Source organism: Rhodococcus sp. NS-SX18 (assembly GCF_057367935.1).
The window spans coordinates 3699924-3718706 of sequence record NZ_CM170633.1; the positions used below are offsets into that span (position 1 = coordinate 3699924).

Consider the following 18783-nt stretch of genomic DNA (forward strand, 5'->3'; position numbering starts at 1 on the left):
GCCAGCCCCATTAGACCATCGGGGGGCCTGACGCTTCGTTACGGTCGAAACCGCGAGGTCGGCCGCGGATCACACCCCGCGACCAGCCGGCGGACGACGAGGGGCACGGGTCAGCGGCCGCCCCCGATCCAGCGGTCGAGCACCGGCCCGATCCGGGCGACGGCATCCTGCGACGTCATCTTCCAGTGGGTGGCCTGGACCGATTCGACCGCAAGCGTGCCGGTGACGTGCGTCCGCCACTGCTGCGCGGCGCGGGTCGCCGAGGTTCCGTCCTCGCTCGCGGCGAAGAACAGCAGGTCCCCGTCGAAGCGGGCGGGCCGGTGCTCGGCGAGCAGCCGGTAGGACAGGCGCACGCCTTCGAAGATGCGCTCGAGGCGGGGCAGGGTCAGCGCGTCGAACGGGGCCGGCAGGTCGGCGACCAGCTCCAATGCCTGTTCGGGAGTGAACTGCGCCGGGTCGAGGCCGGCCCCGACGTCGGTTCCGATGGCGCCGAGCAGATCGGCGACGCTGACCGCGGGCGGGACCGTCTCGACGGGTGCGGCGGGTGGGTGCGCGTCGAGCAGGGCGAGGGTGGCGACCTCGTGGCCGTCCGCCCGCAGCCGGACCGCGGCGGCGTGGGCGATGATGCCGCCGAGCGACCAGCCGACGAGATGGTAGGGGCCGGCGGGCTGGATCCGCCGGATCCGGTCCACGTACCCCGCGGCCCACGCGTCGATGCTCTCGGGCAGCGGTTCGTCGTCGCGCAGGGCCGGCGACTGCAGTCCGTAGAGGGGCCGCTCGGGGTCGAGGTGACGGGCCAGGCCCGCGAAGCTCCACGACAGACCGATCACCGGATGGATGCAGAACACCGGCTCGGCGGCACCGCCCGGGCGCAACGTCAGCACCGCGTCGAACCCCGCGGTGTGATCACCCGGGTCGCCGGCGGATCCCTCGATCCGGGCGGCGAGGGCTTCGACGGTGGGGGTGAGGAACATCCACTGCAACGACACCGGCAGGTTCGTGCGTTCGCGCAGCCGGGCGATCACCCGCACCGCGCTCAGCGACGTGCCGCCGAGGTCGAAGAAGTCGTCGTCGAGACCGACTCGGAACTCGCCGGCCTCCCCCGCCGGCTCGAGGACCTCGCGGTAGGCGGTGGCGACCTCCGTCTCGAGGGGAGTGCGCGGCGGTCGGTGGCGCCGCGGGGCGATCACCGGCTCGGGGAGGGCCGCACGGTCGAGCTTGCCGTGCGGGTTCAGCGGCAGAGCATCGAGGGTGACGACGCCGGCGGGCACCATGTAGGAGGGCAGGGTCTCGGCCAGCGACGCGCGGAGGCCGGCCACGTCGATCCGCCCGGCGGCCGGAACCACGAAGGCCACCAGCCGGTCCCCGCCGTGGACGGCGACCGCGGCATCGCGGACCGCCGGGTGGGCGCGCAGCGCGGCCTCGATCTCGCCGAGTTCGATCCGGAACCCGTGCACCTTGACCTGGAAGTCGGCGCGCTCGAGGTACTCCAGGGTGCCGCGACCGTCGCCGTCGATGCGCCACCGCACCACGTCCCCGGTGCGGTAGAGGCGGGTGCCCGGGTCACCGAAGGGGTTGGCCACGAACCGCTCGGCGGTCAGGCCGGGACGGCCCAGGTACCCGCGGGCGAGCTGCACACCGGCGAGGTACAGCTCACCGGCCACGCCCGGCGGCACGGGATGCATCCGTTCGTCGAGGACGAACGTCTGGGTGTTGGGGACCGGGTCGCCGATGGGCACGGAGGTGAGCGTCGGCGTGGTGACCGCGTGGGCGGTCACGGAGACCGCCGCCTCCGTCGGGCCGTACAGGTTCACCAGGTCCGCACTCGAGGCGCCGAGCGCGCGTCGCGCCGTCGGGGCGGGCAGTACTTCACCGATGGCGAGGACGCGGCGCAAGGTGGCGGGCAGCGCGCCGGCCGAGTCCTCGAGCAGCGCCTCGAGCATCGACGGCACCACGTGCAGGGTCGTGACCTTCTCACGGCGGATCACGTCGTTGAGGTAGGACGGGTCACGGTGACCGTCGGGGGCGGCGATCACCAGCCGGGCGCCGCAGGTGAGTGCGGACCAGAACTCCCACACCGACAGGTCGAAGGTCGCGGCCGTCTTGAGCAGTACCGCGTCGTCGGGACCGAGATCGTAGTGCGCCCGCTTCCAGGCGATCTGGTTGACGATCGCCTCGTGCGGCACCGCCACGCCCTTCGGGCGTCCGGTCGAGCCGGAGGTGTAGATGACGTACGCGGTGTTCGCGGCGCGCAGCGGTGCCCGCCGATCCGTGTCGGCGAGCGGTGTGGGATCGACGTCGCTCAGGTCGAGGCGGTCGACGTCGAGCACCGTCCGGCCCGCCAGGGCGTCGACCCGGTCCCCGGTGGTCGACAGCACGCACTGCGGGGCCGCCGCATCGAGGATGTACCGGTTGCGGGCCGCGGGGTGGTCGGGGTCCAGAGGCAGGTAGGCGCCGCCGGCCTTGGCGACGGCGTACATCGCCACCACGAGGTCGACCGAACGCCGGATACAGAGAGCCACTGTGGATTCCGGCCCCACGCCCTGGGTCACGAGGTGACGGGCGAGCCGGTTGACCCGCGCATCGAAGTCCCGATAGGTGAGGGTGCCGCCGCGGAACACGAGGGCGGGGGCGTCCGGGGTGGCCGCGACCTGCTCGTCGAACAGGTCGACGAGGGTCCGGCCGGCGGACAGGTCGGCCTGTTCGGCTTCCCACGCCCGCATCATCTCGGCCAGTTCCGCAGAGTCGTGCAGGTCGATGTCGCCGACCACGGCAGAGGGGTCGGCGACGACCGCCCGGAGTATCCGCAGATACCGCGCGAGCAGGCGCTGGATCGACGGTGCGTCGAACAGGTCGGTGGCGTAACCGAATTCGATGTCGAAACCGCCGGGCCCACCGCCCGCGGCGTGATCGACCACCGTGACGTGCAGATCGAAACGCGCTGCGTACGAATCGCTCTCGACCGGCGTGATCCGCAGGCCCGGCAGCTCGAGGGCTTCCCGGGCGAAGTTCTGGTAGGAGAACCCGACCTGGAAGATCGGATGGCGCGCGGTGGACCGGACCGGGTCGAGCACCTCGACGAGGCGTTCGAAGGGGACATCGGCGTGTGCGAACGCCTGCAGGTCGGTGTCGCGGACCTGCTCGAGCAGCGTCGCGAACGAGGTGGCGGCGTCGACGTCGGTCCGCAGTGCGAGCATGTTGACGAACATGCCGATCAGCCCGTCGAGTTCGGGGGCCGTGCGCCCCGCAACGGGGGTGCCGACGACGACGTCGTGCGTGTTCGACACTCGCGCCAGCAGCACCGCGAGGACGGCGTGCAGCACCATGAAGGGTGTCACGCCGCGCTCGCGGGCGAGTGCGCTGATCGCGTCGTAGGTGGCCTCGTCGACGTGCGCCGAGACCCGGTCCCCCGCATGACCGACGACGGCGGGCCGGGGCCGGTCCGTGGCGAGTTCGAGGTGTTCGGGGATGCCGTCGAGGGCGCGCCGCCAGTAGGCCAGCTGCCGAGCCGTGCCGGAGCGGGGATCGTCCTCGTCGCCGAGGGCGTCGAGCTGCCACAGGGTGTAGTCGGCGTACTGGACGGGCAGCGGTTCCCACGCCGGTTCCCGGCCCGTCGAGCGTGCAGTGTAGGCGGTGACGAGGTCCCGGACGAGCGGACCCAGCGACGAGCCGTCGCCGGCGATGTGGTGGAGGGCCACGGCAAGCACGTGCTCGTGGTCGGCGAGGCGGAAGAGCCGGGCTCGTACGGGAACCTCTCCGGTGACGTCGAACCGCCTTCCCACGAAACCGGCGAGCCGGGCCGGGGCGTCGGAGTCGGTCGCGTCCTCGGGCCCGAGGTCGAGCGGGATGTCGCCGACGTCGAGGATGCGCTGCTCGCCGACGCCGTCGACCTCGGGGTACACCGTCCGGAGCGTCTCGTGCCGCGCGACGACGTCCCGCACCGCCGTTCGCATCGCGTCGACGTCGAGCCTGCCGGACAACCGGACGGCGAGCGGGATGTTGAACACCGCCGAGTCCGGGTCGAGGCGGTTGAGGAACCACATGCGCTGCTGCGCCGGAGAGAGCGGGATCCGATCGGGTCGCGGGCGGCGCGGCAGCAGGGCGCGGGCGGCCGTCGGCGCGGCCGCCACCCGGGCGGCGAGCGCCTCGACGGTGGTGGCGTCGAACAGGTCGGCGGCCGAGACGGTGACCCCGAGCGCTGCCCTGATCCGGCCGATCACGCGCGTGGCGAGCAGCGAGTTGCCGCCGAGGTCGAAGAAGTCGTCGTGGACCGAGACCCGCTCCACCCCGAGCACGTCGCCGAACGCCTCCGCGACGGCCACCTCCGTGGAGGAGGACGGCGCCCGGTAGGGAGCCGACGCGATCTCGGGCTCGGGCAGAGCCGCCCGGTCGAGCTTGCCCACGGGGGTCAGCGGGATGGTCTCCAACGCGATCACCGACGACGGGATCATGTGGGCCGGCAATCGCTCGGCGACGAACGCGGTGAGCACGGCGATGTCGAGCGCGGAACCGGCGGCGGCATGCACGTACGTGACGAGACGAGTGTCCCCCGTCGCGCCCCGGTGACCGACGGTGGCGGCGAAGTCGACGGTGGGATGCGCGGCGAACGCCGCGTCGATCTCCCCGAGCTCGATGCGGAAGCCGCGCACCTTCACCTGGAAGTCGTTGCGGCCCAGGTACGTAATGCCTTCTCGTGCCGAACGCGGGGACCGCACCAGGTCGCCGGTGCGGTACCGCCGGGCGCCGCCGGGGGCGGCGACGAAGCGGGTGGCCGTCAGTCCGGGGCGATCGTGATACCCGCGGGCGAGGCCGGATCCAGTCAGGTACAGCTCGCCGGCCGTGCCTGCCGGCACGGGCCGCAGGCGGGTGTCGAGGATCTGGGCGGCGGCTTCGCGAACGGGCCTGCCGATGGTGACGGGTTCCCCGGGCTCGAGCGGCCCGGAGATGTTGGTCATGATCGTGGTCTCGGTGGGCCCGTACCCGTTGTGGAAGCGGCGGCCGGGCGCCCAGCGCGCCACCAGGTCCGGAGGGCACGCCTCACCGCCGACCACCACCGTCTCCAGGTCGTCCAGGCCGGTGGGATCCACCGAGGCAAGGGCGGCCGGTGTCACGAACGCGTGGGTGACCCGTTCCCTCCGCAGCAACTCGGCCAGTTCGTCGCCGCCGTACACGGACGGCGGCGCGACGACCATCGTCGATCCGGATCCGATGGCGAGCAACAGTTCGAGCACCGACGCGTCGAAGCTGGGGGACGCGAAATGCAGGGTGCGGGCGGCGGGGGTTAGCCGGTAGCGCTCGACCTGTTCGGCGCAGAAGGCCGCGAGTCCGGTGTGGGTGACCACCACCCCTTTCGGTTGTCCCGTCGAACCCGAGGTGTAGATGACGTACGCGGGATGGTCGGCGCGCAGCGGGCGTACGCGGTCGACGAAGGTGAGCGGGTCTGCCGGGCAGGCGTCGAGTTCCCTCCGGACCTCGGGCTCGTCCAGGACGACGGTGTCGAACCCGTCGGGAACGACCCCCCGGTGTGTGCCCACCGTGAGGGCGAGACGGGCGTCGGAGTCCGACAGCATGTACCGGACGCGATCGGCCGGGTAGAGCGGGTCCACCGGGACGAACGCGGCGCCGGCTTTGGCCACCGCCCAGACGGCGAGAACGGACCGGATCGAGCGGGTGAGGAGCACCGCGACGCGGTCCTCAGGGCCGATGCCCCGGGCAATGAGCAGGCGGGCGAGCCGGGACGATTCGGCGTCGGCCTCCCGATAAGTGAGGGTGTGTTCCCCGGCCGTAAGGGCCGGGGCGCCGGGGTCGCGTTCGACGGCCACCGACAGCAGGTGCGGCAGCATCGTCGTGGGCGGCCGGCGCCGCGAAGCGCGGAGCTTCCCACGGGCGGTTCGGTCGATCACCTTCATCGGCTGTCCCCTCCGAATTCCGGATCCGTTGTGCGCGTGCGCATACCGGTTCCGATCACGGTCGGGGTGTCACGAACTGCGGCGACACCCGCTCTCCCCGACGGACACCGCTTCGCTGTCGTCTCGCGCACCGGAACCCCGACGATTCCCGGCTCGAGAGCACTTCGCCACCATTCCACACGAAAACAAACCGTGCCACCTGTTCGTACGTCCAGAAGCCAAGTTACCGAAGGGTAGACCGGCATTCCGGACAGCGCGTGTTCCGTCCCGTCGGGAGCACCGGCACATCCGAATGCCCGATTCGCCGCACGCCGCAGCGCCGCTTCCGAAGGCGCCCATGCCCCCGAGCGGCATCCGGGGAGTCTTCGGCTCCCCCACGGGAAAGACCCGGCACCTGCGGTTTCGGAACACGGAGCCGGAACCCGGCATGGACGAGCTCCTCGCCGTCCCGGCGGTTCGATCCGACGGCCTCCATGGCCGCTACGGACCGAGGACCGACACTCTCCCCATTTCGTCCAGGGATTGGACAATTCACTCCGGGGTGTTCGATGTGATGTCGGACACGACGACCGCACGCGAACCACTCGTGCGCAATGCCCGACACCTCCGAGTCAGCGCGCGGCGCACCCGCATTCCGGGCAGGAGCCGACCGACGTCCAGCCTGCCAACAGCGGTCCGAGACGAGTGCATGCAGTCGGCCCGGTCATCTCCCAGTGCGAGACGGGGAGATCGTGCCGATGCACCTCGTCCGCGACGTAGGGCGCCCAGTCCCGGCCCCCGTCCGACGCGGTGTGCGGCGCGGCGCCGACGAACAGCATGCGCCCGTCGTACCGACCCGGAACATGCCCCTCGAGCGCATCGAACGAGCGCTCGATGCTCGTCAGGACGGACGCCGTCAGATCCGGGTCGATGTCGTCGGCGAGCACATCGAGACCGTCCTCGACCCCACCGGGCCCGCCGCCGTGGCTCGCGTTCAGAGCCACGGCCGCCACCGAGACCGGATCGACCGGGGAGCGCACGGCGTCGGGCAGATAGGAGTCGAGGAGCACGAGTGAACCGACCTCGAGTCCGGTCCGCTGGAGCTGGACCGCCATCTCGTGCGCGATCACACCGCCGAGGGACCACCCGACCAGATGGAAGGGACCGTCCGGGTGGACCCGCCGGACCTCCGAGACGTACCGAGCCGCCCAGGACTCGATCGAATCCGGTAGGTCCGACTCACCCGACAGTGCCGGGGACTGCAATCCGTAGACCGCGCGGCCGGGCTCGACGTATCCGGCGAGCGACGCGAAACTCCAGGCGAGGCCGATCACCGGGTGCACGAAGAACACCGGATCGCGTCCCTCGTCACCCTCCCGCAGAGGAAGCAGAACGGCCAGGGCCGAGTCGGCGGCTTCGCTCGCCGCCGACCGCTCCTCCACCGACCGCTCGATCCGGGCCGCAAGGTCGGCCACCTTCGGATGAGCGAAGACCCATTCGAGTGGGACCGGACGATCGAGTCGGCGCGTGAGCTCGCGGGTCACCCGCACGGCCACGAGGGAGGATCCGCCGAGAACGAAGAAGTCGTCGTCGGATCCGACCCGGTCCGCGGCGAGGACGTCCGCGAACACCTGCGCCACCGCGCGCTCGACCGGTGTCGCCGCGGCTCGGTAGGACGCCCGCTCGGGCATCGGCGTGGGCAGCGCGCCACGATCGACCTTGCCCGTCGCGCCGACGGGGAGCCGGTCCAGGCGCACGATCGAGGACGGCACCATGTAGTTCGGCAGCTCGTCCGCGAGCACGCCCCGCAGGGACGCCCCGTCGAAGTCCGACTCGGACTGTGCAGCAACGACATACGCGATGATTCGCGCACCGGTCGCCGCGTCCTGATGCACTGTCGCGACCGCGGCCGACACGACGGGCAGACGCAGCAGCGCCGCTTCGATGTCCCCGAGCTCGATCCGGAATCCGCGCAGCTTGACCTGGGAGTCCCCACGACCGACGTGCTCGAGGACGCCCGCATCGGTCCACCGGGCCAGATCGCCGGTACGGTACAGACGTCCCCCGGCCCCGAAGGGGTCGGCAACGAAACGGTCCGCGGTCACCCCGGGGCTTCCGCTGTATCCCCGCGCAAGCTGCCGGCCCGCCAGGTAGAGCTCTCCGGTCACTCCGGCCGGCACGGGTCGCAGCCGCCGGTCGAGTACATACACGCGGGTGTTCCACTCGGGCACTCCGATCGGCACCTGGTCGGTGTCTGCGGGCGTGACCCGGTGCGCCGTCACCGACACGGCCGCCTCGGTGGGTCCGTACAGGTTGACGAGTTCCGCCCGGCTCGACCGCCGGCACGCCCCGGCGACAGCCCCCGGGAGCGTCTCCCCGATCGAAAGCACCCGTCGCACCGAGGTCGGCAACTGTCCGTCTGCAACAGCGATCAGGGCGCTCAGCAGGGACGGAACCAGGTACAGCGTCGTGACGGCTTCGCGTTCGACGAGCGCCAGCAAGCGGACCGGATCGCGGCGGGCCTCGGGGTCGGCGACCACCAGCCGGCCACCGCACGTCGTGGCGCCCCAGAACTCCCACACCGACAGGTCGAACGTGGCCACGGTCCGCTGTACCGTCACCTCCCCCGGACCGAACCCGAACTCCGCATGCAGCCAACGCAACTGGTTGACCACCGCCCCGTGGTCCACCGCCACACCCTTGGGCACCCCCGTCGATCCCGACGTGAACAGGATGTAGGCGAGGTTCGCGGGATGCAGCGGCGCGGTCCTGTCGGCGTCGGTCACCGGGGCGGCCGAGTACTGCGACAGGTCCACGCTCGAGACATCGAGAACCCGGATCGGCTCCGGCACAACCGCGCTCGCGACGCCTGCGGATGCCGCAGACACGAGCACCGTCGCCGGTCGCGCCGCCGCGACCATGCGCGTCAGCCGGGCGACCGGAAGCGACGGATCGAGCGGAACGTACGCGCCGCCTGCGGCGGCGACCGCGTACATCGCGACGACGAGATCCACCGATCCGGGGATCAGCAGACCGACCCGGACCTCCGGTCCGACACCGTCCGCCACCAGCGCGCGGGCCAGCCGGGCGACTCGGGCACCGAGTTCACCGAACGTCGACTGCACCCCGTCCCCGACGAGCGCGACCGCGTCCGGGCGTTCGCGTACCTGGCGTCCGAGCAGATCGGGAAGGCAGTCGCCGGCCGCGATGTCGACGCGGGTGTCGTTCGCCGCCTCGAGCAGCGCCTGTCGTTCCCGGGCGCCGAGGAGGTCGGCGTCGCCGACCGCGCGGTCGGGAGCCGAGACCAGTTCGCCCAGGATCCGGACGAACCGGTCCACGATGGACGCGGCCGCATGTCCGTCGAAGAGATCGGTGGCGTACGACAGATGCCCGCCGATCCCCGCCGGCGTCCCGTCCGCCCCGTAGCTGTCACCGACGATCAGGTGCAGGTCGAACTGGGCGATCTCCCCCGCGATGTCGAACCGGGCCGCCGTCAGTCCGGCGAGTTCGAAATCGACCGTGCCGAGGTTCTGGAACGACAGGCCCACCTGGAACAGCGGATGCCGCGCCATGGACCGGGCCGGCGCCAGCGCCTCGACGAGCTGTTCGAACGGGACGTCCGCATGGGCCAGGGCCTGGAGGTTCTTCTCCCGGGCCTGCGCGAGGAGCGAGGTGAAGGAGACAGCCGGGTCGACTCGGGTGCGGAACACGAGGGTGTTCACGAACATCCCGATCAGGTCGTCGAGGGCTGCCTCGCCTCGACCGGCCACCGGGGTGCCCACGGCGATGTCCTCGGTGCCGGACAACCGGGCCAGCAGCACGGCGAAGGCCGCGTGCACGACGGTGAACGGCGTCGTCCTCGTTGTTGCCGCGAGTGCCGCCACCCTGCCGTGCAGATCCGCGTCGATCGTGACGGGAACCCGGTCGCCCCGATAGGACTGCACCGGAGGCCGCGGACGGGTCGTGGGCACCGGCAACTGATCGGGCAGATCGGCCAGTTCGTCGGCCCAGAAGGCGAGCTGGCGGGAGACGCGCGACTCCGGGTCGCTCTCGCTGCCCAGGATGTCCCGCTGCCACAGGGTGTAGTCCGCGTACTGCACGGGAAGTGGCTGCCACGCGGGTTCGCGCCCCTCTTGTCGCGCGCTGTACGCGAGGGCGAGATCCCGGACGAGGGGCGCCACGGAATATCCGTCGGCGGCGATGTGGTGCACCACGACGAGCAGGACGTGTTCGGCCGGGGACAACCGGAACAGCCGCACGAGGACCGGCACGGACCCGGTGACGTCGAACCGGGTCGCCGCCGCCGACCGGACGGCAGCGCGGAGTGCCGGTTCGTCGACGTCCGTCGGGTGCAGGGCCGGCGCACCCGCGCCGGCGGGCAGTATCTGCTGGACCGGCACCCCGTCGACCTCGGGGTAGAAGGTCCGGAGGACCTCGTGGCGGACGACGACATCGGCGACCGCCGACTGCAACGCCGCCGGATCCAGTCGGCCGGTCAGCCGCACTGCCATCGGAATGTTGTAGGCCGCGGCGGTCGCCTCGAACCGGCTGAGGAACCACATCCGCTGCTGGGCGGGCGACAGCGGAATCCGCTCCGGACGCGGCCGGGCGGCCAGGGCGGGCGAGCCGCCGGACCCGATGTAGCGTCCCACGGCTGCCGACAGCGACTCGATCGTCGATGCCTCGAAGATCACGCGCACGGGGACCGACGCATGCAGCGCCGCTCCGAGGCGGGCGACGACGCGCGTGGCGATCAGCGAATTCCCGCCGAGAGCGAAGAAGTCGTCGTCGAGCCCGAGCCGCTCCGCACCGAGCACCTCCCCGATCACCGAGGCCACGGCCTTTTCGACCGCGGTCGCGGGCGGGCGGAACTCCCGGACGGCCGGGACGGGTTCGGGCAGGGCCCGGCGATCCACCTTCCCGGAGGTGGTGAGCGGGAGCGTGCCGAGCACGGTCACCACGTCGGGCACCATGTACCGCGGCAGCACGCGTCCTACGGCCGCACGAACGGCGCCGCCGTCGGCCGCGGCACCGTCCACCGGCACGACGTACGCGGTGATCTGCGGACCGTGGGTCCCGTCGTGGACGGTCACGGCGGCCTGCGCCACCTCCGGCTGCGCCAGAAGTGCTGCCTCGATCTCCCCCAGCTCGATCCGCAGGCCGCGCACCTTCACCTGGAAGTCGTTGCGGCCCAGGAACTCCAGGGTTCCGTCCCGCAACCATCGGACTCGGTCACCGGTGCGGTACATCCGCGTCCCGCCCGGGTACGCGACGAACCGTTCCGCCGTGAGATCCGGACGGGTGTGGTAGCCGCGGGCAAGTTGCACCCCACCGAGATACAGCTCCCCCGGTACCCCGATCGGCACCGGATTCAGCCGCTCGTCGAGAACGTAGGCGGTGGTGTTGCGGATCGGGCGGCCGATCGGAACGGTGCCGGCATCGGTGCGACGGCCGGCGCAGCGCAGCACGGTCGCGGTGACGGTTGCCTCGGTCGGGCCGTAGGTGTTGTCGAGCAGCGCATCCGAACGCTCGGCGAACCGGGCCGCGAGCTCGCCGGGCAGCGCCTCGCCCCCGACGGACAGGTACTCGAGCGTCGCCGGAAGTTCGAGGTCGGGATCCGCGAGAAACAGGGCGAGCATCGTCGGGACGAACTCGAGGATGCAGACCGCCCACTGCCGCGAGAGGCGGACGAGGTAGTCCGGGTCGCGATGGCCTCCCGGTGCCGCGATCACGAGTCGTGCACCGACCTGCAACGGGAAGAACAGCTCCCACACCGACGCGTCGAACGTGACCGGGGTCTTCTGCAGGGCCGTGTCCCCGATGCCGAGTTCGTAGCGCTCGCGCATCCACGTCATCTGGTTCACGACGGCGCCGTGGGTCACGGCCACGCCCTTGGGGCGGCCGGTCGACCCGGAGGTGTAGAGCACGTAGGCGACGTGCGCCTCGTGCAGCGGCGCCAGGCGCTCGTGGTCGGCGAACTCGGTGGCCGGCGCCGGTGCGACGTCCGATTCGTCGACCACGAGGGCCGGGACGGTATCGGGGAGCGTGTCCCGGTCGTGTGTCGTGGTCAGCACCACCACCGGCTGGGCGGTGTCCAAAACGTACGCCGTTCGCTCGGCGGGATGTTCCGGGTCGAGCGGCACGTACCCGCCACCGGCCCGGAGCACCGCATAGATGCCGACCATCATCTCGACCGATCGGCTCATGTGGACACCGACCAGACGCTCGGGGCCGACGCCGCACGCGACGAGGCGCCTCGCGAGCCGATCCACCCGGGAGGCGAACTGCGCGTAGGTCAGCGCGGTGTCCTCGAAGACGACTGCCGTCGCGTCCGGGGTGCGCCGGACCTGCCGGGTGAACGCGTCCAGAACCGAGCGGTCACCGAGCGGCGCAGCCGTCCGGTTCAGCTCGTCGAGCCGGGCGCGTTCCTCCACCGTTCGCAGGTCGATGCCGCCGACCGCGACGCCCGGATCAGCCGCCGCCACCTCCAGGATCGACACGAGTCTCGCAGCGAACGTCCGCACGGTGTCCTCGTCGAACAGGTCGCAGGCGTAGACGACGGATCCGGAGATCCCCTCTCGGCGCCCCTGCTCGTCGCGCGTCTCGGTCAGGTGGATCTCGAGATCGAGTTTGGCGCCACCCGGGGGCGTTGCGACCGGTGCGATCTGCAGGTCCGGCAGTGCGATCTCGGAACGGGCGAAGTTGTGCACCACGAGCAGCACCTGGAACAGCGCCGAATGCGCGGTGGACCGGACGGGGTCGAGGACCTCCACGAGACGTTCGAGCGGCACGTCGGGGTTGCCGAACGCGGCGAGGTCGACCTCTCGCACGGAGGCGAGGACCTCGGCGAAGGTGGCATCCGGGTCGATCCGGGTGCGCAGCACGAGGGTGTTGCCGAACATCCCCACCAGATCGTCCAGTGCCTCCTCGCCGCGGCCGGCGACCTGCGCCCCGACGGGAATGTCGTCGGTACCGGACAGGCGGGCCAGCAGGACCGCGAGCGCGGCGTGCACGAGCATGAAGAACGTCACCCCGTGGTCCCGCGAGAGCCGATCGAGCCGGGCGGCCGACGACTCGTCCAGCGTGAAGTCCACGCTCGCGCCGCGGCCGGTCTGCACGGCGGGCCGCGGACGGTCGGTGGGCAGCTCCAGCAGGTCCGGCAGACCCGCCAGCGCCGTGGTCCAGTAGTGCATCTGACGCGAGAGCAGCGAATCGGGATCGTCCTCGGATCCCAGCACATCCTGTTGCCACAACGCGTAGTCGGCGTACTGGACGGGCAGGGGTTCCCACGCCGGCTCGACGCCCGCTCTGCGGGCCAGGTACGCGGTGGCCAGGTCCCGGGCCATCGGGGCCCGGGATCCGCCGTCGCCGGCGATGTGGTGGACGACGACGACCAGCACGTGGTCCCGGTCGGTGAGGCGCAGCAGGGCCGCCCGGACGGGTACCGCGGTGGTGACGTCGAACCCGCGGGAGACGAGTGCGGCGACCCGCGAGGACAGCTCGTCCTCGGTCACGTCGTGCGCCGCCGGATCGAGGGGCACGTCCTCGACCGGAACGATCACCTGGAACGGTCCGGAACCGGAGTCGGGGAAGACGGTGCGCAGCGCCTCGTGCCGTGCGAGCAGGTCGCGCAGTGCCGCCTGCAGGGCGGGCACGTCCAGCTCGCCGGTGAGTCGCAGCACGAGCGGGATGTTGAAGGCGGCGGAGTCCGGATCGAACCGGTTGAAGAACCACATCCGCCGTTGCGCGAGCGACAGCGGAATCCGCTCGGGGCGCTGCCGGTGCCGCAGCGGCATCCGGGACGGGACGGCGACCGGGTCCCCCATCCGCGCCGCCAGGGCCGACACCGTCGGCGCCTCGAACAACGTCCGCACCGGCACCCGGACACCGAGGGCGGCATCGAGCCGCGCGACCACCTGCATCGCGAGCAGCGAGTTGCCGCCGAGCGCGAAGAAGTCGTCGGCGCGGCCGACCCGCTCGACCCCGAGCACGGCGCCGTACACGTCTGCGACCGCCTGCTCGTCGGGCGTCGCCGGGGCGCAGTACTCGGCCGATTCGGGCTGCGGCACCGGCAGTGCCCGCCTGTCCAGCTTGCCTCCGGCGGTGAGGGGCAGGGCGTCGAGCACGACGACGTGGCCGGGCACCATGTGGTGCGGCAGCGTCCCGGCGAGGAACTCGCGCAGATGCGCCGGGTCGGGTGCGGCGCCGGCCGCTCCGACGACGTAGCCGACGAGCCTGTCCCCGCCGTGCGGATCGGTGTGCAGCACCGTAACTGCCTGCGCGACCGACGGATCCCGCTCGAGCGCGGCGTCGATCTCTCCGAGCTCGACCCGGAATCCACGCAGCTTGACCTGCGAGTCGCTCCGCCCGAGGTACTCCAGCTCGGCGAGCCCACCGGTGCCGCGCCAGCGCACCGTGTCACCGGTCCGGTACATCCGCGTGCCCGGCGTCCCGAACGGATTCGCCACGAACCGTGCGGCCGACAGGTCGCTGCGCCGGTGGTATCCCCGGGCGAGGGCGGTCCCAGCCAGGTACAGCTCGCCCGCGACGCCGGGTGGCACCGGCCGCAACCGGGAGTCCAGCACCAGTGCGGACACTCCCGGGACGGGCCGGCCGACGGTGACCGGACGGCCGGGCTGCAGCCGCGCGAACGAGGAGATGATCGTCGTCTCCGTCGGCCCGTAGCCGTTGAAGTACTTCCGCCCCGGCGCCCACCGCGCCAGCAGGTGCGGCGTTGTCACGTCCCCGCCGACCGAGACGGCCTCGAGGCTCTCGAGGCCCGACGGATCGACTGTCCCGAGGACGGCAGGGGTGACGATGGTGTGGCTGACCCGTTCGGCTCGGATCAGTTCCGCCAGTTCCGGTCCGCCGCCGATCGTGGACGGCACCACGACCAGCGTCGCCCCCTGGGAGAACGCGACCATCCATTCGAGCACCGAAGGGTCGAAGCTCGGCGAGCACACGTGCAGGAAGCGCGCCCGTGACGTCACGCCGTACAGCGTGACGGCGGCGTCGAGCAGCGGGTCGAGGCCCGCGTGGGTGACCACCACTCCCTTGGGCTGCCCGGTCGACCCCGACGTGTAGATGACGTATGCCGCGTGCTGCACCGACAGGGGCCGGACGCGCTCGGGCGTCCCGGCGGCGGATCGCGTCGCGACGACCCGCGCGAACTCGGGATCGTCCAGTTCCAGCCGGGGCGGGGAGTCGGGCAGCGCGGAGGCGTACTCGGTGGTGGTGAGGCACACCGCCGCACCGGAATCGGCGAGCATGTACCGGACCCGGTCCACCGGATAGGACGGGTCCACCGGAAGGTGTGCGGCGCCGGCCTTCGCGACCGCCCACACCCCGAGCACCATCTCGTACGAACGCGGGAACGCCAGGGCCACGACATCGTCGGGGCCGATGCCCCGTGCTGCCAGCTCTCGTGCGAGCCGCGACGACGACTCGTCGAGTTCGCGGTAGGTGATCGTCCGGCCCCGGTACCGGACGGCCGGCGCGGCGGGGTCGCGGGAAACCGCCGCGGTCAGGATCTCGGCGAGCGTGCGGGCACCGCCCGGCACGGCGTCCGGGGCACGCGTGAGCCGGGCGGCCTCGTCGCCGGTGAGGAGCGCCAGGTCGCCGACCGGCACGGCCGGGTCCACCACGGCGGCGGCCAGCAACCGCACGAACCGTCGCGCGAATCCGGCCACGGTCTCGTCGTCGAAGAGATCCCGCGCGAACACGAACTCCGCCGACATTCCCGCGGGTTTCCCGTCGAGGTCCGTGCGTTCGCGCAGGGTCAACGACAGGTCGAACTTCGCGGTGGTCACCTCGAAGGGCACCGCCGCCAGGCTCAGGCCCGGTAGTTCGAGCCCCGCGGGGGGGAGGTTCTCGAGCGCGAGGGCAACCTGGAACAGCGGGTGCCGCGCGGTCGAACGTTCCGGAGCGAGCAGTTCCACGACTCGTTCGAAGGGGATCTCGGCATGGGTGAACGCCTCGAGGTCGTTGTCGCGGACTCGGGCGAGGTGGTCCGCGAACCCGGACCCGGGATCGACCCGGGTCCGCAACACCAGGGTGTTGACGAACATGCCGACCATGTCGTCCAGCGCGGCGTCACCGCGGCCGGCGACTGCGGTACCTACGGCGATGTCGTGCGACGACGACATCCGGGCGAGGAACACTGCGAGTGCGGTGTGCAGGACCATGAACAGGGTCGACCCGTTCTGCTGCGCCAGTTCCGCCGCCCGCCGATGCGTCGGAGCGTCGATGTCGAAGGCGATCCGGCCGCCGGCGAAGGACTGCACCGGGGGGCGGGCGCGGTCGGCCGGCAGGTGCAACTCCTCGGGCAGATCCTCGAGGACCCGCTGCCAGTACTGCGCCTGCGCCGCCAGTGGACTGCCGGCGTCGCCCTCCGATCCGAGCGCCTCGCGCTGCCACAGCGCGAAGTCCGCGTACTGCAGCGGCAGCGGTTCCCATGCGGGTTCCCCGCCGGCGGCACGCGCGGCATAGGCGGTCATCAGATCTCGGGTCAGCGGCGTCATCGACCAGCCGTCGGCGCTGATGTGGTGGGCAACGAACACGAGCACGTGTTCGTCGTCCGCGACGCGGAACAGCCGCACCCGGAACGGCACTTCGGTGGTCACGTCGAATCCGGTGGCCACCACGTCGGCGATGCGGTCCGCCAGATCCGCCGGACGCACCGACTCCGACGCCCAGTCGGGGGTGTACCCGGCGACGGTGACGATCGCCTGGTACGGCAGCCCGTCCCGCTCCGGATACCGGGTGCGCAGGATCTCGTGCCGGGTTGCGATGTCGAACACGGACTTTCGCAAGGCATCGACGTCGAGTCGGCCCGTCAGCCGGATCGCCACCGGGATGTTGTCGGCCGCGGAGGTCGGATCGAACCGATTGAGGAACCACATCCGCTGCTGCGCGAACGACAGCGGTACGTGGTCCGGGCGTTCCCGGGCTGCCAACGGAACCGCCTGGACCGCCAGGCCACCCGACTCGAGCCGGGCCGCCAACGCGGCGACCGTCGGCGCCTCGAACACCGCGGGCACCGGCACGCGGGTCTCCAGGGCTGCCCCCAGGCGCGCCACCAGCCGGGTTGCCAGCAGAGAATTCCCACCCAGCTCGAGGAAGGAATCGTCCAGTCCGATGCGCTCGCGACCGAGCACCTCGGCGAACACCGACGCGACGGTCTCCTCGACCGAGGTGCGCGGCGCCCGGTATTCCCGCTGGGCGAACACCGGTTCGGGCAACGCCGCGCGATCGAGCTTGCCCACCGGCGTCAGCGGCACCGTGTCGAGCACCGTCACCAGGGCCGGCACCATGTGGGCGGGCAGCGTCTCCGCCAACCCGGCGAGCACCGCCGGCACCTCCAGCCGGGTTCCGGCCACCGGCAGCACGTACGAGACCAGTGCCGCCTCCCCGGACGGCAGCACCTTGCCGAGGGTCGCCGCGAACTCGATGTCCGGCCGCGCCGTCAGAGCCGCGTCGACCTCCCCCAGTTCCACCCGGAACCCGCGGATCTTGATCTGGAAGTCACTGCGCCCGAGGTACTCGATCGGGCCGTCGGCCGCGCGACGGACCAGGTCCCCGGTCCGGTACATCCGGGTGCCCGGATCCGACCCGAACGGATCGGCCACGAACCGCTCCGCCGTCAGCCCCGGTCGACGGTGGTAGCCGCGCGCGACCTGAGCGCCGGCCAGATACAGCTCACCGACCACCCCCGGCGGCACCTGCCGCAACCGGCCGTCGAGGACGTACGCGCCCACTCCCGGGATCGGGGTGCCGATCGTGATCGGCTCGCCGGCCACCAGCGGCGCGCTGCTGGTGGCCAGGATCGTCGCCTCCGTCGGCCCGTACGCGTTGAAGAACCGCCGGCCGGGAGCCGACCAGCGGTTCACCAGTTCCGGCCCGAAGGCCTCGCCGGCTGCCACCACGACCCGCAGGTCCGTCAGCCCCACGGGATCCACCGAACTCAGCGCCGCCGGGGTGATGAACACGTGCGTCACCGCAGCGGCCGTCAGCACCTCGGCCAGGTCGGCGCCGCTGCCCACCGACGCCGGCGCCACCACGACCGTCGCACCCGCGGAGAACCCGGTCAGCAACTCGAGCAGGGAGACGTCGAAGCTCGGCGAGCACACGTGCAGCACCCGCGCGTCCGCATCGACCTCGTAGTGCTCACGCTCGGCGGAGATCACGCCGGCGATGCCCGCGTGTGTGACAGCGACACCCTTGGGGCGGCCCGTGGAGCCGGACGTGTAGATCATCCATGCGACGTCCAGGCCCTCGAGCGCGCGCGTCCGGTCGGCGTACGAGATCGGATGCCCGGGCAACTGCTCGACCTGTCCGGCCGTCGCCGCGTCGTCGAGCCGCACCTGTTCGACTCCGGCCGGCACGGCGGCGGAGAAGTCGTTCACCGTCATGCACAGGGCTGCGCCGGAGTCCGCCAGCATGAACTCCACCCGCTCGACCGGGTAGCGCGGATCGACAGGGACGAACGTCGCCCCCGACTTGGCCACCGCCCACAGCGCGAGCACCGACTCCAGGGAACGGGGTATCGCCACCGCGACCGCGTCACCCGGCCCGACGCCGCGACCGATCAGCCACCGCGCCCATCGCGACGACGTCTCGTCCAACTCCCGGTACGACAGGGAGCCGCCCCCGGCGGCACACACCACCGCCGGGTGGTCGCCGCGCAGTTCCACCGCAGACGTCAGCAGAGTCGGCAGCGGTGCCACACGCGCGGCCCGGCTACGCGAACGACCCCGTTCCCGGCGCCGCACCCCCGACTCCCGCCTCACGCGCCCGGACCTCGATCTGCCCGGACCGGGCTCCTGCGTTGCACTACGGAACAGCTCCTTCCACACGCGGGAAGAGAATGGAGAACTCGTCCCGCCCGCAGGCAATC

General features: G+C 71.8%; 2 protein-coding genes. Both read right to left on the reverse strand.

Annotated elements, in window-relative coordinates; translation table 11 throughout:
- Positions 1 to 110 precede the first annotated feature (110 nt).
- Positions 111 to 5903 (reverse strand): amino acid adenylation domain-containing protein, encoded by a 5793-nt coding sequence (locus AC2IPW_RS17160; RefSeq protein WP_486377021.1) that lies wholly within the window; start codon positions 5901 to 5903, stop codon positions 111 to 113.
- A gap of 617 nt (positions 5904 to 6520) precedes the next feature.
- Complete coding sequence (locus tag AC2IPW_RS17165; protein WP_486375247.1) at positions 6521 to 18613, reverse strand: non-ribosomal peptide synthetase; 12093 nt, start codon at positions 18611 to 18613, stop codon at positions 6521 to 6523.
- Positions 18614 to 18783 lie beyond the last annotated feature (170 nt).